This window comes from Achromobacter sp. GD03932 (genome assembly GCF_029839485.1).
Taxonomy (GTDB): Bacteria; Pseudomonadota; Gammaproteobacteria; order Burkholderiales; family Burkholderiaceae_B; genus Achromobacter; species Achromobacter bronchisepticus_A.
The window spans coordinates 169806-194140 of record NZ_JAOCAT010000001.1 but is presented as its reverse complement, the minus strand read 5'-3'; the positions used below and the strand labels follow the sequence as shown (position 1 = coordinate 194140).

Genomic DNA, 24335 nt, shown 5'->3' with positions numbered 1-24335 from the left:
CGACGGTGCATGCCCCGCGCGTTTTCATGCCCGATACCGGACCGCGCCGGGCCCAAAAGCGGCGCCAAGTAAAATCCTTCCGATCATGAACATCCCTCACGAAGTAGCGCGGCGCCGTACGTTCGCCATCATTTCCCACCCCGACGCGGGCAAGACGACACTGACCGAAAAGCTGTTGCTGTTCGCAGGCGCGATCCAGATCGCCGGCAGCGTCAAGGCGCGCAAGGCTTCGCGCCATGCCTCGTCCGACTGGATGGAAATCGAAAAGCAGCGCGGCATTTCCGTGGCGTCCTCGGTGATGCAGATGGAATACCGCGATTGCGTCATCAACCTGCTCGACACCCCGGGCCACGCGGACTTCTCCGAAGACACGTACCGGGTGCTGACGGCGGTGGACGCCGCGCTCATGGTGATCGACGCCGCCAACGGCGTGGAACCGCAAACTATCCGCCTCTTGCAGGTCTGCCGCGCGCGCAACACGCCCATCATCACGTTCATCAACAAGATGGACCGCGAAGTGCGCGAACCTTTGGAACTGCTGTCCGAGATCGAAGGCCACCTGGGCATGGACGCGGTGCCGTTCTCCTGGCCGGTCGGCATGGGCAAGGCTTTCGGCGGCGTGTTCGACATCCGCCAGGACCGCATGCGCGTGTTCCGTCCTGGCCAGGAGCGCCGCTCGGACAAGGACGACTTCATCGAAGGCCTGAGCAATCCCGAAATCGCCCGGCGCTTCGGCTCGGCGTTCGAGCAGGCCAGCGGCGAGATCGAACTCATCAACGAAGCCGCGCCCGCCTTCGACCGCGAGCAGTTCCTGGCCGGCAAGCAGACACCCGTGTTCTTCGGCTCCGCCATCAACAACTTCGGCGTGCAGGAAGTGCTGGACGCGCTGGTCGAACAGGCGCCGCCCCCGGGCCCGCGCGAGTCCATGCAGCGCCTGGTGCAGCCCGTGGAACCCAAGTTCACCGGCGTGGTTTTCAAGGTGCAGGCCAACATGGATCCCGCCCACCGCGACCGCGTCGCGTTCGTGCGCGTGAGCTCGGGCCGCTTCGAGCGCGGCATGCGCCTGAAAGTCGCGCGCACCAACAAGGAAATGCGCCCCAACAACGTGGTGTCCTTCCTGTCGCAGCGGCGCGAGCTGCTGGACGAGGCCTATGCCGGCGACGTGATCGGCATTCCCAACCACGGCGTGCTGCAACTGGGCGACGTGCTGACCGAAGGCGAGACGCTGCAGTTCACCGGTCTGCCGTTCTTCGCCCCCGAGCTGTTCCAGGCCGTGGAAGTGAAGGACCCGCTGCGCACCAAACAGTTGCGTACCGGCCTCACCCAATTGGGCGAGGAAGGGGCCATCCAGGTGTTCCGTCCCGAGGCCGCCGGCGGCTCGCTGCTGCTGGGCGCAGTCGGACAACTGCAGTTCGAAGTGGTCGCGCACCGCCTGAAGACCGAGTACGGCGTGGACGCGCGGATGCTGCCTTCCCGCTACACAATGGCACGTTGGATTACGTCTGAAAACCCCAAGGCGCTGCGCAAGTTCATGGATGCCAATGCCGCCCATATCGCCTATGATGTTGTGGATGCGGCGGCGTTTTTGATCGGTTCTCCCGCGCAGTTGCGCGTGGCCGAGGAACTGTATCCCGATGTGAAATTCCATGCCATGCGGGAGCACGGCGGCAAGGTTTTCGGAGACAAAGCGTAGACCCGTTGGGGTCCCGCACGGCAGATGAGGGTAGCAATGTCTTGGCGTTTCTTATTCGCAACGCTCCTGATCGCGCTTGGCGCGTCGGCCTGGGGCGGTATTCAACTGGGTGATTGGCTGGTGGCGCATGCGCCGGTGGCCGCGCCCGCTCCTGGCCAGGATGCCGCGGCATCCCAGCAACCCGTGCTGGATGCCAACGGCCGTCCTTACGTGGCCCAGCCTCCGCAGCCGCGCATCGACGGCACCTTGGGCGTGCCCGACAAGCCGTCCGACCGCGAGTGGCAGGTCAACACGGTTTCCCTGTTCGACAGCGTCAGCGATCCCGCGGTGAAGATCTCGCGCGAACGCATCAGCCCGGATCAGGCCCGCGAAATCGCGGCGGCTTCGCAAGTGCCGCTGCCCTCGGGCGCGTCTGACGTCAGCACACTGGATCTGCAGGCTCCCGGCACGTCCACCGCCATCAATGGCGGTCAGGTCCAGGCCGGCGGCTACGGCACGCCGCAAATGGTCCAGGCGCCCCCGCCGCCCCCGAACACCGCTCAGGCGCCCGGCGCCCTGGGCTGGCAGGACGCGCTCAAGCGCGAACTCGCGCATTGCGCCACGCAAGGCTTCTTCGAGCGCCCCTCGTGCTCCTGGGCCGCGCGCAACAAGTACTGCGGGCCCAACCGCGCCTGGGGCACCATGGCCGAGTGCCCGGCTCGCCCGAATTGACGTATCGGCGCGCGGCATGCGCCGCGTGGCACCGACAAAAAAAATGGAGCCCCACGGGGCTCCATTTTTATGACCGGAACATTACTCCGGCACGGACATCTGGCTTTGCAGATAGTTCTGGATGCCGACCTTGTCGATCAGGTCGATCTGCGTTTCCAGATAGTCGATGTGCTCTTCGGTGTCGTCCAGGATGTCCTGGAACAGATCGCGCGAGACATAGTCGCGGACCGATTCGCAATGCGCGATCGCTTCCTTTACGGTCGCCTGCGCGCCTTGCTCCAGCTTCAGGTCACAGGCCAACAATTCCGGCACGTCCTCGCCGATCAGCAGCTTGTGCAGGTCCTGCAGGTTGGGCAGGCCGTCCAGCATGAAGATGCGCGCGATCAAGCGATCCGCATGCTTCATTTCGCCGATGGACTCTTCGTACTCGTGCTTGCCCAGCTTGTCGAAGCCCCAATGGTTCAGCATGCGGGCATGCAGGAAATACTGGTTGATGGCCGTCAGTTCGTTGGTCAGTTGCTTGTTCAGGAACTGGATGACGGTTTTGTCGCCTTTCATGATGGACTCCTTGCAGTCAGGCGCGACGCAGATGCATCGCGACAAAGGAGCGCACGATGCCGCGCGTACGCAACCCCGGCAGACTACCATCTGGCGCGGGGCCGCGCCTAGCCTTGCGCTGTATTTGGTAAACCGCTTTAGGACCGCTACAAGAAAGCGACAAGCTAATGAGAATGAGTATGCGTGCCTGATGCCTTGCATACGCGCATCAATGCCTGCGCGGCCTGACGCTGCGCGATGCGGCGGAATCCGTCGTCCGATCGGCGCAACCGCATGCGCCGATATGCCATCAGCCTGCACGAAACGCGCCAACTTGCGGCCGGCGGCGTTTCGTTGCGGATCGGCAACCCCGGCTGCGGCGGCGCGTTACTCGGCGCGCCGCGTCGCCAACCAGATTCCCAACGCGATCGGAACGATGCCCATCAAATCCAGCCACGACACGTGCTCACCCAGCACCAGCCACCCGAACAGCAGGCCCAGCGGCGGCATCAGGAAATGCAGCGCGCTCGCCGCCGTGGCGCTGGCGCGGCCCAGGATCATGAACCACAGGTAGTAGCCGCCCATCGACACCGCGACGATCATGTAGGCCATGCTCCAGAACAGGCTGGCGGTCATGCGCGCGTCGCCGATGTTCTCGTGCATCAACGCAAACGGCAGCAAGGCTGCGGCGCCGGCCAGGGACTGTATGCCCGTGGACGTCCACAGGCCCGAGGACGGCTTCAAACGCTTGTAGAGCAGCGTGCCCGCCACCAACGCCACCAGGCCACCCGTGACCAGCAGCGTGCCATGCAGGTCCTCCTGCATGCCCGACAAGCGCGAACGCAGCACCAAGGCCACGCCCGCCAATCCCAGGCACAGGCCCAGCAGCTTGCGCCAACCCAGCCGCTCGCCCAGCACCGGACCGGCCAGCACGCCGATAAGCAGCGGGTTGGTGCTGATCAGCACCGCAGTGAACGCCGACGACACCGTCGTCATGCCCGACCAGCTCAGGCCCAGGTACAGCGCGTTGTTCAGCGCCCCCAACAGGATCAGCGCAGCCAGGTCACGCGCGCCCGGCATCTTCCAACGGCCGCTCGCTGCCGCCAGGCCCAGCATCAACGCTCCCGCGATCAGGAAGCGGATGGTCAGCAAGGTCAGCGGCGGACAGTCCCGCACGGCGATCTTGGCCGCGGCGAACGCCGAGCTCCACAGAAAGCAAAACGCTGCGATGGGCGCCCAACTGATGCCCGGCGAGGCTTGAGCGGGAAGGGCGGCGGCAGAAAGGGGCGAGGAGGCCTTCATGATGAGTCCGGAAGGTGGCGCTGAGCCGCGGTGGCGGCGGATGGACGAATTCTGCGCGGCCGCCCATCCATTGACAAACTCTTTATTCGGATCGAAAGTATTTAAAAAATGAATGCATGGAGCGGCCGATGCCAGACCTCGATCTTTTGCACAGTTTCGTGTCCGTCGTGGATGCCGGCGGCTTCACGGCGGCGGGCGAACGCGTGCACCGCAGCCAATCCACCGTCAGCCAGCAGATCCGCAAGCTGGAGGAATCCTTGGAATGCGCACTGTTCGTGCGCGAAGGCCGCCAGGTCTCGCTGACCGAGGACGGCGAACGGCTTCTGGGCTACGCGCGGCGGATGCTGGCCCTATCCACCGAGGTCCGGGAAGCCGTCAGCGGACGCAAGCGCGTGGACGTGATCCGGCTGGGTATCCCGGACGACTTCGCGGCCGACACACTGACCATCCTGGTGTCGGAATTTGCGCGGTCCCGTCCGGGCGTGCGGCTATCGGTCCGCTGCGACCTGACCTCGGCGCTCACCCGTGCACTGGAACGCGGCGACCTGGACGTGGCGCTGCTCAAGCGCGAGCCCGGCGCGGGCGCCGCGTTGGCCGCCTGGCCCGAACAATTGCATTGGATTGGCGCCCCGGGGCTGGACGTCCCGGCAACCGAGCCGGTACCGCTGGTCGCGTTTCCGCAGGGCTGCATCTACCGCAACCGCGCCATCCATGCCCTGGAAGCTGCGGGCCGGCACTGGCGCATCGCCTACGAAAGCCCGAACCTGATGGGCTTGCAAGCGGCATTGACTGGGGGGTTGGGGGTGGCGCTGCTGGAGCGGCGCTGCCTCTTGCCGGACCATCGGATCATCGATGCGGGCCTGCCTGCGGTGCCCTCGACCGAACTGGCGCTATGCCTGGCCGACACGGTGCGCGAGCCTGCGCGTCAGCTGGCAATGGCTATCCGGGAATTCTGCGAGAAAGAAGCGACGCGGCCCGCTGCGTGACGGCAGCGAGCCGGAAAGAAACGACTATCCTCAGGCGATCGCGACCAGGGGAATCGGGAAGCTGCTGTTGGCAGCAGGCGCGCCCGACTCGACCAAAGCGGCCGGAGGATTGACCGGAACGGCAATGGAACGCACGTCGCACACGCTGGAGCAGCGGCCGCCCGGCAGGTATTCGGTGGCGGTAGCCGCGCAGCAGCCGCAGCACGTAGCCACGCCCAGCTCGAATTGCAGGTCGGAAAGCGTCGTCGCGCCCGCGTCCACGCTGGCGCGGACTTGGCGTTCGGTGATGGCATTACATACGCAAATGTACATGAGAATAATTATCGAAAATTATTCTGCTACTGACAAGCCCCGCGTGCAAATAAATTTGCAACCAAAGTGTCACGCAAGTCTTTGAAATTAGGGACGAATTTTCCCAACCCCGTCCCTCATTTCAAGAACCCGCTCAGCGGGCTGCCGCCTGCGCCTTGCGCAACGCCGCCGGGGCAATCCGCAGCGCTTCCCGGTACTTTGCCACCGTCCTTCGGGCGATGACTATCCCCTGATCAGCCAGCTTTTGCATGATCTGGCTGTCGGACAAAGGCTTGGCCCGGTTCTCTTCGGCCACCATCTGGCGGATGAAGGTCTGCACCGCCGTGGCCGAGGTGGCATCCCCGCCATCCGTCGAAACCCCCGTACCAAAGAAGCGCTTGAGCTCCAGCGTGCCAAACGGAGTGAGCATGTACTTCTGTGTTGTGGCCCGTGAAATGGTGGATTCGTGCAAACCGAGCTCACCGGCGATGTCCTTCAGGATGAGAGGCCGCATGGCGGCCGGCCCCTGGCTGAAGAAGGCCGTCTGGTGCTGCACGATGGCTTGGGCCACGCGCAGGATGGTGTCGAAGCGCTGCTCCACGTTGCGGATCATCCAACGGGCCTGCTGCAGCTGCGATTGCAGCCCCGCATGCGCGGATTCCTTCTGGTTGCCCAGCATCTGGGCGTACAGCCCGTTGATCTGCAGCTTGGGCACGGCGGCGCTGTTGAGGGTGACCTGCCAGCCGCCGCGCGTCTTGCGCACGATGACGTCCGGCACCGCGTAGTCGGCCGCGGGCACGGTCCAGGCACGCCCGGGGCGGGGCTCCAGGCGCAGGATGAGGGCATGGGCCGAGCGGAACGTGGCCTCATCGCAGCCCACGGCCGCGCACAGGCGCGCGGCGTTGCCCGTCGCCAGCAGCGCGAGGTGCTGCGCGCAGATCTGGCGGGCACAAGCCAGGACCGCGGCGTCCGCCGCTTCGGGCAGCCGATCCAGATCCGGGTTGCGTAGCTGCAACAACAGGCATTCCGCCATGTCGCGCGCGCCTATGCCGGGCGGATCGAACGACTGCAACAGCGACAGGGCCGCCTTCAGCTCGTCGATGTCCGGTTCCAGTTCGGGTGGCAACCAGTCCAGGATTTCCTCCAGCGGCGATCCCAGGTAGCCGTTTTCGTCCAGCTCATCGATCAGGAGGCCGGCCAGCGCAGCGTCGCGCGGCGCGGCGCGCGTCAGCATCAGCTGGCCCAGCAGATGTTCGCGCAGCGTATCCGGCCGGGCGGCCTCGGGGCGGCTGGAATCTTCGTCGGGGTAGACCCCGCCCGAGCCCGGCATTTCGTCCACCGGCGTCTCGCGTTCGGCGGCGGGCTCGTCATCCTGCACCGAGGATTCGCGGTCGGACTCGGCCGGCGCCTCGGCCGACGGCGCTTCGTCCTGCCGCTCCAGCAGCGGGTTCTCCGCCAGCACCTGCGAAATCTCGGCTTCGAGGTCGAGCGTGGACAGCTGCAACAATCGGATCGATTGCTGTAGTTGTGGCGTCAGCGTCAAATGCTGACCTGGTCGCAGTTCTAAAATTGGACGGGTCATAGGTACAATATTTTGCATGATGAATCTGACTTCGCCCGCAAGCGTCCGCCAGGACTGCCGCCTCATAGGCCAGACCCTGCTCAAACTGGCGCTTCCCCGACTCATACTGCGTGCGATCGTCATCGCCGTCGCTGTGGTCATCTGGTATCTGGCCGCCAACTGGATACTGAATTTCGGCCGCACCGTGAACTACGAGTTCCTGCACTCCCTGGGGCAGCCGACCATGGACATGGTGCAGAAGGTCAACCCCTACATCTGGTGGGTGGTGGCCGGCATCTGGACCCTGATCGTGTTCTTCACGATGCGCGCCTGGCTGTCCGCCAGCCTGGCTTCCGGCAGCGCCACGCCGGTCGAAACCAGCGTGCTGGCCGACCTGGCGCCCAACCTGTCCGACGAGACCCTGGGCGTGCTGCGCTGGACCTGGGGCGATCGCCAGGAGCCCTTCACGGTGGGCGATCTGCGCCGCTCCCTGTCTGAAATTCGCCACAACCGCGCCGGCAAGATCGCCATGGTCGCGGAACAGGCCCGCATTCTGGAGTCGTCCGACCGCCAGCCGCGCGATCCGCGCGACGAAGTCCGCCGCGAAGCGCGCAGCGAACGCTACGTGGAGCCGCGTATCGGCCCGGCCCGCTAAGCCCGTCCTTCCTTCCCTCCAATGCCATAGCAGGCCGCCGACAGGCGGCCTGTTTTTGTTTCGGCCGTACGCTTGGCCAGCCACATTGCGCGCCCCTCAGCCCCATCCAACGCATTTTGCTGAATATTCTTCAGCAAAATGCGTTGTCACGCGCCCGTATTCCACCCCATCACAAAAGAGTATTCAGTTGCACTTCTGGCGAAAATATGTTCGACTAGCAACTTATGGCCGCTAACCGCACCCCCTTCGCGATTGCCACCGGACGCTACGACGCTCCGGTTGCCGGCCTGCGCGCTCGTTTCTCCTCCTACGCGCTATCGCTATACCTACCGATCGGTTGCCGGGCCTAGTGTCCCCGTGGTAGCTCGGCAACCACGTTTGCCACACGCGATTTCCCCCTTTTATCTCTGAATCCTGCCGGTCAATCACGGCAACTCCTGGCACAAGGCCGCAATCCGGTCGCGTAGCCGCCTAGGGAAGCATTCCCGGGATTCAAAAGAAACCGATCGAGGTGTAGTAATGATGCTTGCCAACCCCGCCACCAAATACGTCCCCTTCGCGCCCTTTACCCGCGACTTTTCCGAACGCACCTGGCCCAGCCGCCGCATCACCAAGGCGCCGATCTGGATGAGCACCGACCTGCGTGACGGCAACCAGGCCCTGATCGAGCCGATGAGCGTCGAGCGCAAGCTCCGCTTCTTCGAACAGCTGGTGAAGATCGGCTTCAAGGAAATCGAAGTAGGCTTCCCGTCCGCTTCGCAGACCGACTTCGATTTCGTGCGCAAGCTCATCGACGAGAAGCGCATTCCCGACGACGTCACCATCATCGTGCTGACCCAGTCGCGCGAAGACCTGATCAGCCGCACGGTGGAATCCGCCGCTGGCGCCAAGCAAGCCATCGTCCACCTGTACAACGCCTGCGCCCCGGCGTTCCGCAAGGTCGTGTTCAACATGAGCAAGGACGAGATCAAGAACATCGCCACCACCGGCACGCGCCTGGTGAAGCAGTACATGGCGCAGCACCCGGAAACGCAATGGCGTTACCAGTACTCGCCCGAAGTCTTCAGCACGACCGAACCCGAGTTCGCATTGGAAGTCTCCAACGCCGTGGCCGACGTATGGCAGCCCACGCCCGAGTGCAAGATGGTGCTGAACCTGCCCGCCACCATCGAGGCCACCAGCCCCAATCTGTACGCCGACCAGATCGAATGGATGCACAAGAACCTGGCGCGCCGCGACAGCATCGTGCTCAGCGTGCACCCGCACAATGACCGCGGCACCGCCGTGGCCGCCGCCGAATTCGCCGTGATGGCCGGCGCCGACCGCATCGAAGGCTGCCTCTTCGGCAGCGGCGAGCGCACCGGCAACGTCGACCTCGTCACGCTCGCATTGAACCTCTACACGCAGGGCGTGCATCCGGGCCTGGACTTCTCGGACATCGACGAAGTGCGCCGTTGCGCCGAGTACTGCAACCAGTTGCCGGTCCACCCGCGCCACCCGTACGCGGGCGACCTGGTCTTCACCGCGTTCTCCGGCTCGCACCAGGACGCCATCAAGAAGGGCTTTGCCCAGCAGCAGGCCGACGCCGTCTGGGAAGTGCCTTACTTGCCGATCGACCCGGCCGACCTCGGCCGCAGCTACGACGCCGTCATCCGCGTGAACAGCCAATCGGGCAAGGGCGGCGTGTCCTACCTGCTCGAACAGGAACACGGCCTGGTGTTGCCGCGCCGCCTGCAGATCGAATTCAGCCGCGCCATCCAGCGCGTCACCGACGAGACCGGCCGCGAAGTCACGGCCGACGACGTGCACACGATCTTCAACCGCGAGTACCTCGAGCAGAAGTCGCCGTGGAAGCTGGTGCGCCACCGCATCGACGGCAATCCGTCGGCCGGCGAAGGCCAGCATTTCAGCATCGAGGCCGAATTGGAATACAACGGCGAACGCCGCATCGTGACGGGCAAGGGCGACGGCGCCATCTCGGCCTTCGTGGCCGCGCTGGACGTGCCCGTTCGCATCATGGACTACCACGAGCACGCCATCGGCACCGGCACCGACACGCGCGCCGCTTCGTATGTCGAACTGCGCGTCGGCGAATCCAGCACGGGCTTCGGCGTGGGTATCGACCGCGACATCGTGACGGCTTCGTTCCAGGCCGTGCTGAGCGCCGTCAACCGCCACATCAATGCCGGCGCCGTGACCGCAACCGAGCAAGAAACCGCCGAAACCGCGTGATCCGCAATCCGGCGTAAAAAAAGCCAGCCTTATCGGGCTGGCTTTTTCTTTGCGCGCGCGCCGCGCTTATCCGCGCGGCCAGATGTCGGCCGCGCCGATATCCGGCGCAGTGGCGGCCAACAGCCGCTGATGAACCCACTGCGCCATCGCCAGCGTGCGATGGTCGCTATAGCGCGCACCGACCAGCTGCAGCCCCACGGGCAAGCCCTGCGGGCCGGTAGCGAAGGGCAGGCTGAGGGTAGGATGGCCGAATACCGTCCACGCGCGCGAGAACTGCGGATCCCCCGTCCCCAGGTCCGCGAACGGCGCCTCGCCGCTGGCGCTGGGCGCAAGCAGCACATCGTATTTGTCGAACCACGTGTCCACGCGCGCGCGCGACTCGGCGACGCGCATCAGGTTCTTCTGATGTTCTTCAGCGGTAATGCGCGAGCCCGCTTCCAGGATGGCCTGGATCTTGGGGCTGAGCTGCGCCGCATGCTCCAGGCGCTCGTAGGCCAACGCCTGCGAAGCTTCAAACGCCATGATGTCCGAATGCAGCTGCACCAGCACGCAATGCTCTGGCGGCAGCGGCAATTCTTCGACCACGGCGCCTGCGCGCGACAGAATGGCCGCGGCCTGCGCGTAGGCTTCTTTGGTTTCGGGCAGCGCATGCCGCCATTGCAGGCTGCGGTACATGCCGATACGCGGCTTGCCGTCATAGGCCAGATCGAGCATGCGCGGATCGCGCATCAGCACGGAAGCAAACAGCGCCACGTCCGGCACCGAGCGCGCGAAACCGCCGATGGTGTCCAGGGACTCCGCCAGGCTTTTGACGCCCGCGCGGGAAATGCTGCCAAAGGTGGGTTTGAAGCCCACGATGCCGCAATAGGAAGCGGGGCGGATGATGGAAGCCGCGGTCTGCGTGCCCAAGGCGAAGGGCACCATGTCGTCGGCCACCGCCGCAGCCGAGCCGCTGGACGAGCCGCCCGGCGAGTAGGCTTCGTTGCGAGGATTGCGCGTGGGGCCTGCCAGATAAGTGGCGAATTCCGTCGTCACGGTCTTGCCGACGACGATCGCGCCCGCGCCCCGGCACAGCGCCACCGAGGCCGCGTCCAGGCCCGGAAGGTGGCGTTCGTAGATGGGCGAGCCGTAGCGCGTGGGCAGGTCGACCGTGTCGAACAGGTCCTTCACGCCCATGGGCAGGCCGTGCAGCACGCCGCGCAGCGCGCCGCGGTCCAGCTCCTGCGCACGCTCCAGCGCAGCCTGCTTTTGCAACGCGGTCCAGGCATGGATGGTGCTTTCGCGTTGTTCAATGCGCGCGAAGCAGGCGCGCACCAATTGCTCTGCGGTCAATTCGCGCCGTTGCAGCTTGCGCGCGGCTTCCAGCGCGCCAAGTCTGTTCAAGGCAGTAGACATGGTCCTTTCCTCTTTACCGGCGCCGCGCTACGCGCGGCGGCTCAACTACGCACCCGGTCCCCTTGACCGAGGATCCGCCATGCCGCGCGGTTTTCTGCCGCGACGTTCAAGTGGACCAATCCCAACCATTGTGCGCCTTGCGTCAATTAGGAAATACCCAAGAAAGTCTGATTTTTCCCTGGAAATTGCGCGCCGCGCCTTGGCTTTGTGTTGTTGCGTCGGCATCAGCATAGCGCAAACCCGTGCAACACAAAGGTCATATTTGTCGAGTAAGATGAAATCGTTTTCACGAATCCCGGCAGCAATCCCGCCATGGCCTCGCGCTCGTCGCCCCGCTTTTCCATCATTGAAGTGGCCCGCAAGGCCGGGGTGTCCCCGGCGACGGTTTCGCGCGCGTTCAACCAGCCCGAGATCGTGCATCCGGACACGCTCGCGCATATCCGCAATGTCGCCAAGCGGGCCGGCTTCCGGCCTAACCGCGTGGGCCGCAGCCTGCGTTCCGGCAGCACGCGCACCATCGGCCTGATACTGCCCACGCTGTCCAACCCAGTCTTCGCCGAATGCTTCGAAGGCGCGGAGCGGCGCGCGCGGGAATCGGGCTACAGCGTCATGCTGACCGCCACCGGCTACGATCCCGCGGTGGAATCCGCCGCGGTCCAGGGCCTGATGGACCATCAGGTCGACGGCCTGATCCTGACGGTCGCCGACGCCGCCAAGAGCGCCACGCTGGACGACCTGGACCATGCCGGCATTCCTTACGTGCTCGTCTACAACGAATCTGGCGCCCATCCCTTCGCATCGGTCGACAATCGCGCCGCCGCCAGCGACATGGTGGCACATCTGGCCGCGCTGGGCCATCGGCGCATTGCGCTGGTCACGGGCCCCTTGACCGCATCGGACCGCGCGCGCCGCCGGCTGACGGGCGCGCGCGCCTGCGCCAAACGCCTGGGCCTGGACGCCATCCAGCACATCTCCATGAGCTCGCACACGGGCAGCGACCTCGACGCCCTGAAAGCGGCGCTGCGCGGCAAGCAGGCGCCCACCGCCTTGTTCTGTTCCAACGATCTGCTGGCCACCGCCGTGATCGCGGACCTGGTGGGCCTGGGCCTGTCGGTGCCCGCCGACATCTCGGTATGCGGCTTCGACGGCATGCGCTTTGGCGCCTTGCTGACGCCGCCCCTGACCACCGTGGCCCAGCCCAGCGACGGCATCGGCGAAACGGCCTGCTCGAACCTGCTGGCGCAGATCCAGGGCCAAGCGCCGCACTCGGACCGCCTGCCGCATTGCATCGTCGTCGGCGGCACCGCCGCGCCAGTGCGCCGCTGAGGCCTCTCTCTACAACAACCATTCTTCTGCATACGCGTCATGCTCATCGCACAAATCACCGACCTGCACATGCGCACTCCGGGCGACAAGGCCTACGGCATCATCGATCCGGCGGCGTTCCTGGCGCCCGCGGTGCGCGCACTCAATGCCCTGACCCCGCGCCCCGATTGCGTGCTGATCACGGGCGACCTGACCGACCTGGGCCGCCCGCACGAATATCAAGTGCTGCGCGAACACCTGCAGGCGTTGGAAATTCCGTACTTCCTGCTGCCCGGCAACCACGACGACCGCGCCCAGCTGCGTGCGGCCTTCCCGGACCACGCCTATCTGCAAGGCGAGAGCCCCTTCATCCAGTACGCCATCGAGACCTATCCGCTGCGCATGCTGGCGCTGGACACGGTGGTACCCATGAAGAGCCATGGCGAACTCTGCCAGGACCGCCTGGACTGGCTGGCCACGCGCCTGGCCGAACAGCCCGAGCGGCCCACGCTGGTCCTGATGCACCATCCGCCTTTCCTGACGGGTATCGAGCACATGGACGCCATCGGCCTGCTGGCTGGCGCCCCCGAGCTCGAACGCATCGTGGCGCGCTTTCCCAATGTGGAGCGCGTGCTTTGCGGCCACCTGCACCGCACGATCTTCCAGCGTTTCGGCGGCACCATCGCGTCCACCTGTCCGGGCACCGCGCACCAGCTCGCAATGGAGTTGGGGCCGCGGCCAACGCTGCAATACATCATGGAACCGCCGGGCTACCAGCTGCACTGGTGGCAAGGGAAGAACCTGGTCACGCATCACGCAGTCATTGGGGAATACCCCGGCCCATACCCCTTCGGCTGAGGCCGACGCTAGACTACGAAAGTTTGTCCTGCCATACATCCGTCATGTTTGCGCTGCACAATGAAAAGGTTTTCATAACAGGCAACAATGCGGATCTAACTATTAGATCTTCGAGACAGCATGTCATCCATCGTCCTGGATAACCTCACCAAACAGTACGGCAACGCTGCCGCCATCCATGGCGTGAGCTTCACCGTTCCCGCCGGCAGTTTCACGGTCCTGCTGGGGCCGTCCGGCTGCGGCAAGTCCACCACGCTGCGCATGATTGCCGGGCTGGACACGCCCACCTCCGGCACCATCCACATCGGCGACCGCGACGTCACCCAGCTGCCGCCCGCCAAGCGCCGCATCTCGATGGTGTTCCAGTCGTATGCCCTGTTTCCGCACCTGTCCGTGCGCGAGAACATCCTGTTCGGCCTCAAGGTGCGCAAGGAGCCCGCGCGCGACTATGACCGCCGCCTGCAACGCGTGGCGGGCCTGCTGGGCCTGAACCATCTGCTGGACCGCAAGCCCTCGCAATTGTCGGGCGGCCAGCAACAGCGCGTGGCGCTGGGCCGCGCCGTGATTTCCGAAGCGCCGGTGTGCCTGATGGACGAACCGCTGTCCAACCTGGACGCGCAGCTGCGCCATGAAATGCGCCGCGAGATCCGCGCCTTGCAGCAGGACCTGGGCATCACCATGGTCTACGTGACGCACGACCAGACCGAGGCCATGAGCATGGCCGACCAGGTGGTGCTGCTGCGCGGCGGCAAGATTGAACAGCACGACACGCCCGACGGCCTGTACGCGCGTCCCGCCACCGAATTCGCGGCGCGCTTCATCGGCACGCCGCCCATGAACCTGATCGGCCTGACCTCCGCGCAGGGCGCCACCGTCATCGCCGGCACGCAGAGCCGCGCCATCGCCGGCGCCCCCGCGGGCGCCGTGAAGCTGGGCGTGCGTCCCGAACACATCCGCATCGACGCCGACGGCGTTCCCGCCACCGTGGAAAGCGTGGAGTACTTCGGCGCGGATTCCATCGTGGTCTGCCGCGTGGGCGACACCAGCGGCGTGGCCGTGCGCGTGGGCGGCCATCTGCGCGCCGGCGCAGGCGAAACACTGGGCCTGTCCTGGGAGGACGGCCAGCAGCACTTCTTTGCCGCCGATTCGGCGGTCATCAACTCCGCTGGCCGCTAGGGCCCGTACACAGGAAAGGAAAACAACATGCGTCGCATCGTACTGAAAACCCTGGCCGCCAGCCTGGCCGCCGCCTGCCTGTCGCTGCCTGCGCAAGCGCAGAACAAGCCCGTCGAGGTGGAGTTCTATTACCCCGTCGCGGTCGGCGGCCCCATCACCAAGATCGTCGACGACATGGTGGCGGATTTCCAGAAGGAAAATCCCGACATCAAGATCAAGCCGATCTACGCGGGCTCCTACCAGGACTCCATCGCCAAGGCGCTGACCGCGCTCAAGGGCGGCACCCCGCCGCAGCTGGCGGTGTTGCTGTCCACCGACATGTTCACGCTGATCGACGAAGACGCCATTGTGCCGATCGACAGCCTGGCCAAGAGCGACGCCGACAAGAAGTGGCTGGGCGGCTTCTATGACGCCTTCATGCAGAACAGCCGCACCGGCGGCCATACCTGGGGCGTGCCGTTCCAGCGTTCGACCATCGTCATGTACTACAACAAGGACCTGTTCAAGGCCGCGGGCCTGGATCCCGAACGCGCGCCGGCGACCTGGGCCGAACTGGTCGAGTACGGCAAGAAGCTGACCAAGCAGGACGCCTCCGGCAACACCACGCAGTGGGGCATCGAGATCCCCTCGGGCGGCGCGTTCGCCTACTGGCTGTTCCAGGCGCTGACCACGCCCAACGGCGCGATCCTGATGAACGAGGCCGGCAACGAGGTCTATCTGGACAAGCCTGCGGTGGTGGAAGCCGCGCAGTTCTGGCACGACCTGTCGGCCAAGCACAAGATCATGCCGACCGGCACCATCGACTGGGGCACCACGCCCAAGGACTTCCTGGAAAAGAAGGCCGCCATGGTCTGGACCACGACGGGCAACCTGACCAACATCCGCAAGAACGCCGACTTCCCGTTCGGCGTGGCCATGATGCCGCAGCAAAAGCGCGGCGGCAGCCCGACCGGCGGCGGCAACTTCTACATCTTCAAGAGCGGCACGCCGGCGCAGCAGCAGGCCGCGCTGAAGTTCGCGCAATGGGTCACCACGCCCGAGCGCGCCGCCGACTGGAGCATCGCCACGGGCTACGTGGCCGTGACCCCGGCCGCCTGGCAGACCGAAAAGATGAAGAAGTACGCGCAGGAAGTGCCGGCCGCCGCGGTCGCGCGCGACCAACTGGAAGTCAGCGTGGCCGAGTTCTCCACGCATGAGAACCAGCGTGTCACCAAGACCCTGAACGACGCCCTGCAAGCCGCCCTGACGGGCTCCAAGACGCCGCAGCAGGCCCTGACCGACGCGCAACGCGAGGCCGACCGCATACTGCGTCCCTACAAGTAAACCGACAAGCACGATGAGCCGCTCTTTAAACGCGCTGTACGGCTGGCTGCTGTTGCTGCCAGCCCTCGTGCTGCTCGCCGCCTTCACGCACTACCCGGCGGTGGCGACGCTATGGCACAGCTTTTTCTCCACCCCCAAGGGCGCGCGCCCCGCGCGCTTCGTGGGGCTGGACAACTACGCCGTCATGCGCGACGACCCGGTGTTCTGGCAGTCGCTGTGGAACAACCTGTGGTTTGCGCTGGGGACCATTCCCACGTCCATCGGCATCGCGCTGGTCATGGCGCTGTGGGTCAACCGCAACCTGAGCGGGCGCGGCTTCCTGCGCATGGCCTACTTCACGCCGACGGTGCTGCCCATGGTGGCGGTGGCCAACATCTGGCTGTTCTTCTACACGCCGCAATACGGCCTGATCGCCCAGGTGATGCAGCTGTTCGGCGCTACGGGCCCCAACTGGCTGGGCAACCGCGAGACCGCGCTGCCCGCGCTGATGCTGGTGACGGTCTGGAAGGAAGCCGGCTTCTTCATGATCTTCTACCTGGCCGCCCTGCAGACGGTATCGCCGTCGCTGCGCGAGGCCGCGATGCTGGAAGGCGCATCGCGCTGGCAGTACTTCCGCCGCATCCTGTGGCCGCTGCTCATGCCCACCACGCTCTTCGTGCTGATCAATGCCCTGATCAACGCGTTCCGGCTGGTGGACCACGTAGTGGTGATGACGCGCGGCGGGCCGGATAACGCCAGCACGCTGTTGCTGTACTACATCTACCAGGTGGGTTTCAGTTTCTGGGACACGGCTTACGCCGCCACGCTGACCGTCGTGTTGCTGGTGGTGCTGGCGCTGACCGCGCTGGTCAAGTTCCGCTGGCTGGACCGCAGGACGCACTATCAATGAAAGACAAGCTCGATACCTTGGGCGCCTGGGCGCTCGGCCTGCTGTGGATCCTGCCCCTGGCCTATGCCATGTGGGCGGCGTTCCACCCGCCCGCCTACGCGACCCGCTTCGACCTGTTCGCGCCGCTGACGCTGGACAACTTCGTGCGCGCCTGGCACGCGGCGCCGTTCCCGCGTTATTTCCTCAACACCTTCCTGCTGGTCACCATGGTGCTGGCGGCGCAACTGGTGCTGTCGACCCTGGCCGGCTACGCCTTCGCGCGCTTCGAGTTCCGCGGCCGCGATTTCGTCTTCATGCTGGTGCTGCTGCAGCTGATGATCATGCCGGACGTGCTGCTGGTGGAGAACTACCGCTCCATGAGCCAGCTGGGCATCCGCGACACGGTGTTCGCCATCGGCCTGCCTTACTTTGCATCCGCCTTCGGCATCTTCCTCTTGCGCCAGACCTTCAAGACGGTGCCGCGGGAACTGGAAGAAGCCGCGCGCATGGAAGGCGCCAACGCGCTTCAGGTGCTGTGGAAGGTGTATGTGCCGCTGGCCAAGCCGATCTACGTGGCCTACGGGCTGGTTTCGGTCAGCCACCACTGGAACAACTTCCTGTGGCCGCTGATCATCACCAACTCGGTCGAATCCCGGCCGCTGACGGTGGGCCTGCAGGTGTTCTCGTCGACCGACCAGGGCATCGACTGGTCGGTCATCACGGCCGCCACGCTGATGTCGGCGGCGCCGCTCCTGATCGCCTTCCTGCTGTTCCAGCGGCAATTCGTGCAATCGTTCATGCGGGCTGGCATCCGCTAGACCCGCCTGCGGGACCGGCCCAAATGAAAACTGCCCCTATGGGGGCAGTTTTTTCTTGGGGTTGAGGCCGGATCGCTCAGTAACCTACCGTCAGCCCCGGCAAGTCCACGGTGATGCGCGGACGCTCCAGCGCCAGCGCCAGGTGCTCCGCGAACTCGCGCGCCTCTTTTTCGTCGGAGGACAGGGTGTCGTAGCCCAGCGCATCGGCCACGCCCAGCACCTTGTCCAGCAGCAGGACCTTGCCGCTGGGACGCAGCGGTTCGCAGCCCAGCGTTTCCCAGGCGCTGTCGAACCAGTCGCGCGCATCGCTCTGGCGCTGCGGCGAGGGCTCGACGCTGGCCGAGAGGTCAAGCGAACGGCGGGAATCGAAAACGATGGTGATGTCGCTGCGCATGTCGGGGTTCCTTGGGGTGGCGTCAGGCGAGTAGGGTAGGCAAAAAACGCCGGGCAGATTGTCCGCCCGGCGACATTGGGCTCGCCGGCTTACCAGCCGCGCGACACCTCCCAGGTGACTTCGGCGTTTGCCGCCAAGGACTGGCGCATCATGTCGAGCAGGGGGAAGGCGCGCTCCTTCAGGCCCACCATGCGGGCCATGGGCGAGGCCGGGGCCTTGTCCTCGTCCTCTTCCTCGGAGCCGTCATGGGCGCTCTGGTATTCCTCGATCGCGCGTTCGATGCCGCTGATGGCCGGCCCCAGCTGCTCGACGGTGAAAACGCCGCGCTCCGGGATCTTGTCCTTGAAGGACTTGCCCGCCGCCAGCAGCAGCGCGCCGGCATGGTCGGTCAGCATCAGAACCTCGGCCACGACCTTGGAATGAAAGGTGATCAGCATATTCCAGTCTCCCACATTGATTACTTACATACACTACCGCAACACCAGGGGACTGCCAACTGGCCTGGGGAAGCAGGTCCGACGACCGGCGCCATGTGTCCCCCCGGACCCTTCCTTGCGGCGTTCCCGCCCAGGGCGCAGGCCGGTTCCATGGCCAAATCAAGCTATGATTCAGGAGATTCCCGTGACAGCGGGACCTGACGCGGCCATGAAGCCGGCACGCGCGGTCCGCCCGGCTACGCCGCCCCTGTCCGCTCCGCCCGACAGGCCCGGCCTGTGCGGGCGCGTCCGTCACTAACTCAGAACTTCTCCAGACGCCCATGCTCCTCGAGCAACAAAAACAGCTTATCTCCCTGATCCAGGCCGCCGTCGCGCAAAGCCTGCCCGACGCCGTGGCAAATGTGCTGCTGGAGCGCCCCAAGGTCGCCGCCCACGGCGACGTCGCCACCAACGTGGCCATGCAGCTGGCCAAGCCGGCCCGCCGCAACCCGCGCGAACTGGCCCAGGCCATCGTCGACGCCCTGATGGCCCAGCCCGGCGCCGCCAGCCTGATCGAGTCCGCTGAAATCGCCGGCCCCGGCTTCATCAACCTGCGCATCACCGCCGCCGCGCGCCAGGCCGTCATCGCCGCCGTGGCCGAGCAAGGCGCCGCCTTCGGCCGTGCGCCGCGCAACGGCGAGAAGATCCTGGTCGAATTCGTGTCGGCCAACCCCACCGGCCCGCTGCACGTGGGCCATGCCCGCCAGGCCGCGCTGGGCGATGCCATCTGCCGCCTGTACGACGCCATCGGCTGGGACGTCACCCGCGAGTTCTATTACAACGACGCCGGCAACCAGATCCAGAACCTGGCCATCAGCGTGCAGGCGCGCGCCCGCGGCCTGACGACCGATTCCCCCGAGTGGCCCGCCGACGGCTACAAGGGCGACTACATCGCCGACATCGCGCGCGACTTCCAGGCCGGCGCGACCGTTCACTCCGATGGCGTGGACGTCACCGCCACGGGCAACGTCGACAACCTGGACGACATCCGCGTCTTCGCCGTGGCCTACCTGCGCCGCGAACAGGACCTGGACCTGCAGGCCTTCGGCCTGGCATTCGACAACTACTACCTGGAAAGCTCGCTCTACACCTCCGGCCGGGTCGAAGCGACCGTCAAGGCGCTGATCGCCGGCGGCCACACCTACGAGGAAGGCGGCGCGCTGTGGCTGCGCACCACCGAACTGGGCACGGGCGACGACAAAGACCGCGTCATGCGGAAGAGCGAAGGCGGCTACACCTACTTCGTGCCGGACGTGGCCTACCACAAGGCCAAATGGGAGCGGGGCTTCCATCGCGCCGTGAACATCCAGGGCAGCGACCACCACGGCACCGTGGCGCGCGTGCGCGCCGGCCTGCAGGCGCTGGAAGAGGGCATTCCCAAGGAATACCCGGCCTACGTGCTGCACAAGATGGTCAAGGTCATGCGCGGCGGCGAAGAGGTCAAGATCTCCAAGCGCGCCGGCAGCTACGTGACCATGCGCGACCTGATCGACTGGGTGGGCCGCGACGCGGTGCGCTACTTCCTGATCCAGCGCCGCGCCGACACGGAATTCGTGTTCGACGTGGACCTGGCGCTGTCCAAGAGCGACGAGAACCCGGTCTATTACATCCAGTACGCGCACGCCCGCATCTGCTCGGTCATCAACAACGCCGCCATGCCGGCCGCCGACGTGGCCCAGGCCGACGCGGCGCTGCTGACCGCCCCGACCGAATTCGCGCTGATGCAGCGCCTGGCCGAATTCCCCAACGTGGTGGCGCTGGCGGCGCAGGAACTGTCGCCGCACCATATCGCCTTCTGGCTGCGCGACTGCGCCTCGGATTTCCACGCCTGGTACAACGCCGAGCGCGTGCTGGTCGACGACACGGCCCTGAAGCTGGCCCGCCTGCGCCTGGCCTCGACCACGCGTCAGGTGCTGGCCAACGGGCTGGAGCTGATGGGCGTATCGGCGCCCGAGCGGATGTAACATCGGTTCATGGCAACCAAGCGCAAAACCACCCGCCGTTCCTCCGGCGAAAGCGGCAGCACCCTGTACGGCGCGCTGGCCGGCTTGCTCATCGGCCTGATCGTGGCCGCCGTCGTCGCCTTCTACGTCACCAAGGCGCCAGTGCCCTTCGTCGACCGAGCCAGCCGCCAGGGCGACAACGGCAAGCTGCCGGACCCGCGCCAGGCGCCAGACCCCAACGCCGGCCTGTACGGCCGCGACGGCGGCGCCGGCACCCCGTCCACCGGCCCGACCGCCACGGCGCCCGCGCCGCTGCCCGGGGCCGGTACCGGCCAGGCCACCGGACCCGCCGCCTCCAAGGGCGACGATACCCCCGCCAAGCTGGACGACCTGGGCGCGCTGATTGCCACCCTGCCTACGTCCAAGGCGCCCGCCGTGGCTTCGGCCGCGCCGTCCGCCGCCCCCAGCCAGGCGCCCACGCCTATCTCCAAGGCCGCCCCCGCCGCCGCGCCCGCGCCGGCTCCCAAGCCGGCCGCCACCGCGTCCGCGGCCAACGGCACGTATTACCTGCAGGCTGGCGCCTTCCGGGGCGAGAACGACGCGGAATCCCTCAAGGCCCGCATCATCCTGCTGGGTCTGCCGGTGGCGGTGCAAAAGGCCGAAGTGAACGGCAAGCCCATCAATCGGGTCAGGGTGGGCCCGTTTGCCCGCCTGGACGACATGAACCGGGCACGCGGCCGCCTGGGCGAGAACAAGATCGAAACCGCGGTGGTGCGCCAGTAATGTGGGCCACCGCGCGCGCAAGCATTGAACTTATCCGGCCCCGGGCCTGTCTGTAACTTTTTACTCAGGAACCTCTCATCCATGCTGTCCCCCAAGATAATCCGCATCCTGGCCGCGGCCGCGCTGACCGCCACGGCATTCTTCAGCCCGGCTAGCCACGCGCAAGGCACGCAGCAGTCCATCGCCATCAACCCGCCGCTGCCGTCGGACACCCCGGGCAAGATCGAGGTCCTGGAATTCTTCGCCTATACCTGCCCGCACTGCGCCGCCATGGAACCCATGGTTGAGGACTGGGCCAAGACCGCGCCGCCGGACGTGGTGCTCAAGCAGGTTCCGATCGCGTTCAACGCCGGCATGAAGCCGCTGCAGCAGCTCTACTACACGCTGCTGGCGCTGGACCGCCCGGACCTGCACCCCAAGGTCTTTGCCGCCATCCACGGCGAGCACAAGCGCCTGTTCGACAAGAAGGCGATGGGCGAATGGATCGCCACGCAGGGCGTGGACCGCGAGAAGTTCGACTCGGTCTTCGACTCGTTCAGCGTGCAGACGCAGGTGCAGCGCGCCACCCAGTTGGCCGACGCCTACCGCATCGACGGCACCCCGTCGTTCGCCGTCGGCGGCAAGTTCATGACCTCGCCGGTCATGGCGGGCAACAGCTACGAAGGCGCGCTGAAGGAAGTGACCCGCCTGATCCCGCTGGCGCGCAACTGATACGTTCCAGCCGGAATCCACAACGCCCCGAGCCTGCCGGCCGGGGCGTTTTTCTTTGCAGTTCCCGCCTGGGCCCGCGCTACACTTTCCGCACAACAAATCGCCGCAACAGCGGCACACAATGGGTGGAAGACAAATGAAGCAGCGATTCCCGCGCAAACGCGCGATGCTGGGCCTATGCCTGGCGCTGGCCGCCGGCCTGGCGCAAGCCAACGAAACCGACGGCGTGAAGATCGGCGTACTCACGGACATGGCGGGCGTCACCGCCGACGCCACCGGCCGCGGCTCGGTCGAAGCCGCCCGCCTGGCCATCGAGGAAATGGGCGGCACCCTGCTGGGCAAGCCGATTTCGCTGGTCTCGGGCGACCACCAGCACCGGCCCGACATCGGCAGCGGCATGGCGCGCAAGTGGTACGACACCGACGGCGTGGACGTGATCGTGGACGTGCCCAACTCGTCGGTCGCGCTGGCGGTGCAGGGCATCGCGCGCGACAAGAAAAAGCTGGTGCTGTTCTCCAGTCCTGGCACCACCGCGCTGACCCAGGCGCAGTGCTCGCCCTACGGCGTGCAATGGACCTACACCACGTATGCGCTCTCGCGCGGCACGGCGACCGCGGTGGTCAACGAGGGCAACAAACGCTGGTTCATCCTGGCGTCCGACTATGCTTTCGGCAAGCAGCTGGCGGCGGACACCGAGGCCGTGGTCAAGGCCAACGGCGGCGAGGTCGTCGGCACCGTCTACCACCCGCTGAACGCCTCGGATTTCGCGTCCTTCCTGCTGCAGGCGCAGGCATCCAAGGCGCAGATCATCGCCATCGCCAACGCCGGCGGCGACACCATTTCGGCCATCAAGCAGGCCGCGGAATTCGGCATCGGCGGCGCGCAGCAGCTGGCGGCCATGCTGCTGCTGATCACCGACGTGCACAGCCTGGGCCTGCAAGCCGCGCAGAAAACCTATCTGACCGTGCCGTCCTACTGGGACATGAACGACGGCACGCGCGCTTTCGCCAAGAAGTTCGAGGCCCGCGTGGGGCGTCCCCCCACCTTCCTGCAAGCCGGCGTCTACGGCTCGGTGCGCCATTACCTGCAGGCCGTGAAGGCGGCAGGCACGGTGGACGCCGACGCCGTCATGGCCAAGATGAAATCGCTGCCCATCGACGACCCGTTCAGCCTCAACGCGCACATCCGCGAAGACGGCCTGGTGGTGCGCGACATGATGCTGGCGCAGGTCAAGACGCCGGCGCAGTCGAAGGCGCCCTGGGACTACTACAACATCGTGCGCAACATCCCCGGCGCGGCGCTGGCCTGGCCCTTGTCGGAAAGCCAATGCCCGCTGGTCAAGCCATGACGCAGGCGGTTCCCCGGGCAGTGGCCCTGGCCGACTTCGGCAGCTTCTACGCGGGCGGGCGGCAGGTGCGCATCGACGGCCTGCCTCGGCGCGATATCGCGTTCACGCAAAGCGCGTCGCTGGCGTATGACCCCAACGGGCTGTATCACTTCGAGCAGGCCTACGTGCAGTACTTCATCCCGGCGCGGCTGGCGCATCCGCTGCCCATCGTGCTGCTGCATGGCGGCGGCATGACGGGCGCGATGTGGGAGCAGACGCCGGATGGCAGGCCGGGCTGGATGCAGCATTTCCTGCGGCAGGGACATGCGGTGTACGTCGTGGACAACGTCGAGCGCGGCCGCGCGGGCTGGGCGCCGTTCACGCAGGTCTGGCCCGAGCCGCCCATCATCCGCAATGCCGAGGAAAGCTGGACGCTGTTCCGCTTCGGCCGCGCCGAGGACTATCCGGCACGGCGTGCGTTCGACGGGCAGCGCTTTCCGGTCGCCGCGTTCGACGACTTCATCCGCCATGCGGTGCCGCGCTGGCTGGGCAATAACGATGCGGCATTGCAGGGGTTCTGCGCGGTGCTCGACCGCGTCGGACCGTGCCTGGTGATGGCGCACAGCCACGGCGGCGAAGTCGCCTACCGCGCGCTGCACGCGCGGCCGGACCTGGTGCGCGGGGTCATCGGCATCGAGCCCTCGGGCTACTCGTCCGAGGTGACGGCCCAAGCCGTGGCGGACAAGCCCTTTCTGTTCGTCTATGGCGACTACCTGGACGCGACGCCGCTATGGGAAAAGCTGTGCGCCACCGGCCAGGCCTATGCCGATGAGCTGACGCGCCAAGGCGCCCGCGTGCAAACCTGGCGCCTGGCCGACATGGGCATTGCCGGCAATTCGCACATGCCCATGATGGACGACAACAGCGACGACATCGCCGCGCGCATCGGCGCGTGGATACGCGGCGCGGCCGCCTGAGGCCGCCGCGCCT

Annotated in this window: 23 protein-coding genes; 16 read left to right on the top strand and 7 right to left on the bottom strand. The window is 66.1% G+C overall.

The genetic code is table 11. The annotated features are described in order from the left end of the window. The first annotated feature begins 85 nt into the window (after positions 1–85). Positions 86–1693: a peptide chain release factor 3 gene (locus N5C88_RS00900; RefSeq protein WP_054455568.1), complete on the top strand. Its 1608-nt coding sequence runs from the start codon at positions 86–88 to the stop codon at positions 1691–1693. 36 nt (positions 1694–1729) lie between these two features. Beyond that, positions 1730–2404, top strand: coding sequence for a hypothetical protein (locus N5C88_RS00895; protein ID WP_059376711.1), 675 nt, complete (start codon positions 1730–1732; stop codon positions 2402–2404). 81 nt (positions 2405–2485) lie between these two features. Here N5C88_RS00895 and bfr read toward each other — a convergent pair whose 3' ends face one another. Beyond that, positions 2486–2962 (bottom strand): bacterioferritin, encoded by a 477-nt coding sequence (gene bfr, locus N5C88_RS00890; protein WP_013390908.1) that lies wholly within the window; start codon positions 2960–2962, stop codon positions 2486–2488. A 366-nt stretch (positions 2963–3328) separates the two neighbouring features. Next, positions 3329–4243 (bottom strand): DMT family transporter, encoded by a 915-nt coding sequence (locus N5C88_RS00885; protein WP_280014481.1) that lies wholly within the window; start codon positions 4241–4243, stop codon positions 3329–3331. Between the two features lie 128 nt (positions 4244–4371). On the opposite strand from N5C88_RS00885, the gene N5C88_RS00880 reads away from it, so the two are divergent. Continuing rightward, positions 4372–5229: a LysR substrate-binding domain-containing protein gene (locus tag N5C88_RS00880; RefSeq protein WP_059376701.1), complete on the top strand. Its 858-nt coding sequence runs from the start codon at positions 4372–4374 to the stop codon at positions 5227–5229. Positions 5230–5259: 30 nt separating this feature from the next. On the opposite strand, the gene N5C88_RS00875 is transcribed toward N5C88_RS00880, so the two are convergent. Further along, a complete protein-coding gene (locus tag N5C88_RS00875; RefSeq protein WP_054455575.1) occupies positions 5260–5541 on the bottom strand; it encodes a (2Fe-2S)-binding protein in 282 nt (93 codons plus the stop codon). Positions 5542–5674: 133 nt separating this feature from the next. Beyond that, on the bottom strand, positions 5675–7120 hold the full coding sequence (gene rpoN, locus N5C88_RS00870; RefSeq protein WP_118934761.1) for an RNA polymerase factor sigma-54: 1446 nt from the start codon (positions 7118–7120) through the stop codon (positions 5675–5677). Here rpoN and N5C88_RS00865 point away from each other — a divergent pair. Together N5C88_RS00865 and leuA are read left to right on the top strand one after the other, a co-directional pair. Beyond that, a complete protein-coding gene (locus N5C88_RS00865) occupies positions 7119–7736 on the top strand; it encodes a hypothetical protein (RefSeq protein ID WP_118934763.1) in 618 nt (205 codons plus the stop codon). The genes rpoN and N5C88_RS00865 overlap by 2 nt on opposite strands. 519 nt (positions 7737–8255) lie before the next feature. Then, positions 8256–9968 carry a 2-isopropylmalate synthase gene (gene leuA, locus N5C88_RS00860; RefSeq protein WP_054455581.1) on the top strand — a complete coding sequence of 571 codons (1713 nt, stop codon included), beginning with the start codon at positions 8256–8258 and terminating at the stop codon, positions 9966–9968. A gap of 66 nt (positions 9969–10034) precedes the next feature. On the opposite strand, the gene N5C88_RS00855 is transcribed toward leuA, so the two are convergent. Continuing rightward, positions 10035–11363, bottom strand: a complete 1329-nt coding sequence (locus N5C88_RS00855) for an amidase (protein WP_118934766.1) — start codon at positions 11361–11363, stop codon at positions 10035–10037. Positions 11364–11675: 312 nt separating this feature from the next. Here N5C88_RS00855 and N5C88_RS00850 point away from each other — a divergent pair, with 312 nt between their 5' ends. The 6 genes from N5C88_RS00850 to N5C88_RS00825 all read left to right on the top strand — a co-directional run bounded on the left by N5C88_RS00850 (position 11676) and on the right by N5C88_RS00825 (position 17711). Next, the gene (locus tag N5C88_RS00850) at positions 11676–12689 is read left to right on the top strand and encodes a LacI family DNA-binding transcriptional regulator (protein ID WP_059376693.1); all 1014 of its coding nucleotides are present in this window, start codon (positions 11676–11678) and stop codon (positions 12687–12689) included. Positions 12690–12728: 39 nt separating this feature from the next. Next, positions 12729–13526 carry a phosphodiesterase gene (locus N5C88_RS00845; protein ID WP_118934769.1) on the top strand — a complete coding sequence of 266 codons (798 nt, stop codon included), beginning with the start codon at positions 12729–12731 and terminating at the stop codon, positions 13524–13526. 120 nt (positions 13527–13646) lie between these two features. Continuing rightward, positions 13647–14702, top strand: a complete 1056-nt coding sequence (locus tag N5C88_RS00840; RefSeq protein WP_059376689.1) for an ABC transporter ATP-binding protein — start codon at positions 13647–13649, stop codon at positions 14700–14702. Between the two features lie 27 nt (positions 14703–14729). Next, positions 14730–16025, top strand: coding sequence for an ABC transporter substrate-binding protein (locus N5C88_RS00835; protein WP_059376680.1), 1296 nt, complete (start codon positions 14730–14732; stop codon positions 16023–16025). Between the two features lie 13 nt (positions 16026–16038). Continuing rightward, positions 16039–16914: a sugar ABC transporter permease gene (locus N5C88_RS00830; RefSeq protein WP_059376674.1), complete on the top strand. Its 876-nt coding sequence runs from the start codon at positions 16039–16041 to the stop codon at positions 16912–16914. Further along, on the top strand, positions 16911–17711 hold the full coding sequence (locus N5C88_RS00825; RefSeq protein WP_042795754.1) for a carbohydrate ABC transporter permease: 801 nt from the start codon (positions 16911–16913) through the stop codon (positions 17709–17711). Before N5C88_RS00830 ends, N5C88_RS00825 begins: the two co-directional genes overlap by 4 nt. A 76-nt stretch (positions 17712–17787) precedes the next feature. On the opposite strand, the gene N5C88_RS00820 is transcribed toward N5C88_RS00825, so the two are convergent. Both N5C88_RS00820 and N5C88_RS00815 read right to left on the bottom strand, forming a co-directional pair. Then, the gene (locus tag N5C88_RS00820; protein ID WP_059376671.1) at positions 17788–18105 is read right to left on the bottom strand and encodes a hypothetical protein; all 318 of its coding nucleotides are present in this window, start codon (positions 18103–18105) and stop codon (positions 17788–17790) included. 89 nt (positions 18106–18194) lie between these two features. Continuing rightward, the gene (locus N5C88_RS00815) at positions 18195–18542 is read right to left on the bottom strand and encodes a DUF1840 domain-containing protein (protein WP_059376669.1); all 348 of its coding nucleotides are present in this window, start codon (positions 18540–18542) and stop codon (positions 18195–18197) included. A 320-nt stretch (positions 18543–18862) separates the two neighbouring features. On the opposite strand from N5C88_RS00815, the gene argS reads away from it, so the two are divergent. The 5 genes from argS (at position 18863) to N5C88_RS00790 (ending at position 24322) form a co-directional block, all read left to right on the top strand. Continuing rightward, positions 18863–20545, top strand: a complete 1683-nt coding sequence (gene argS, locus N5C88_RS00810; protein WP_175181657.1) for an arginine--tRNA ligase — start codon at positions 18863–18865, stop codon at positions 20543–20545. 9 nt (positions 20546–20554) lie between these two features. Further along, positions 20555–21307, top strand: coding sequence for an SPOR domain-containing protein (locus tag N5C88_RS00805; RefSeq protein ID WP_251878486.1), 753 nt, complete (start codon positions 20555–20557; stop codon positions 21305–21307). A gap of 81 nt (positions 21308–21388) precedes the next feature. Further along, positions 21389–22018: a thiol:disulfide interchange protein DsbA/DsbL gene (locus N5C88_RS00800; RefSeq protein WP_054455603.1), complete on the top strand. Its 630-nt coding sequence runs from the start codon at positions 21389–21391 to the stop codon at positions 22016–22018. Between the two features lie 136 nt (positions 22019–22154). Next, entirely contained in the window at positions 22155–23366 is a 1212-nt protein-coding gene (locus tag N5C88_RS00795) for an ABC transporter substrate-binding protein (protein WP_280014480.1), read from the top strand. Then, complete coding sequence (locus N5C88_RS00790) at positions 23345–24322, top strand: alpha/beta fold hydrolase (protein ID WP_280014479.1); 978 nt, start codon at positions 23345–23347, stop codon at positions 24320–24322. The genes N5C88_RS00795 and N5C88_RS00790 overlap by 22 nt, the downstream gene beginning before the upstream one ends. Positions 24323–24335 lie beyond the last annotated feature (13 nt).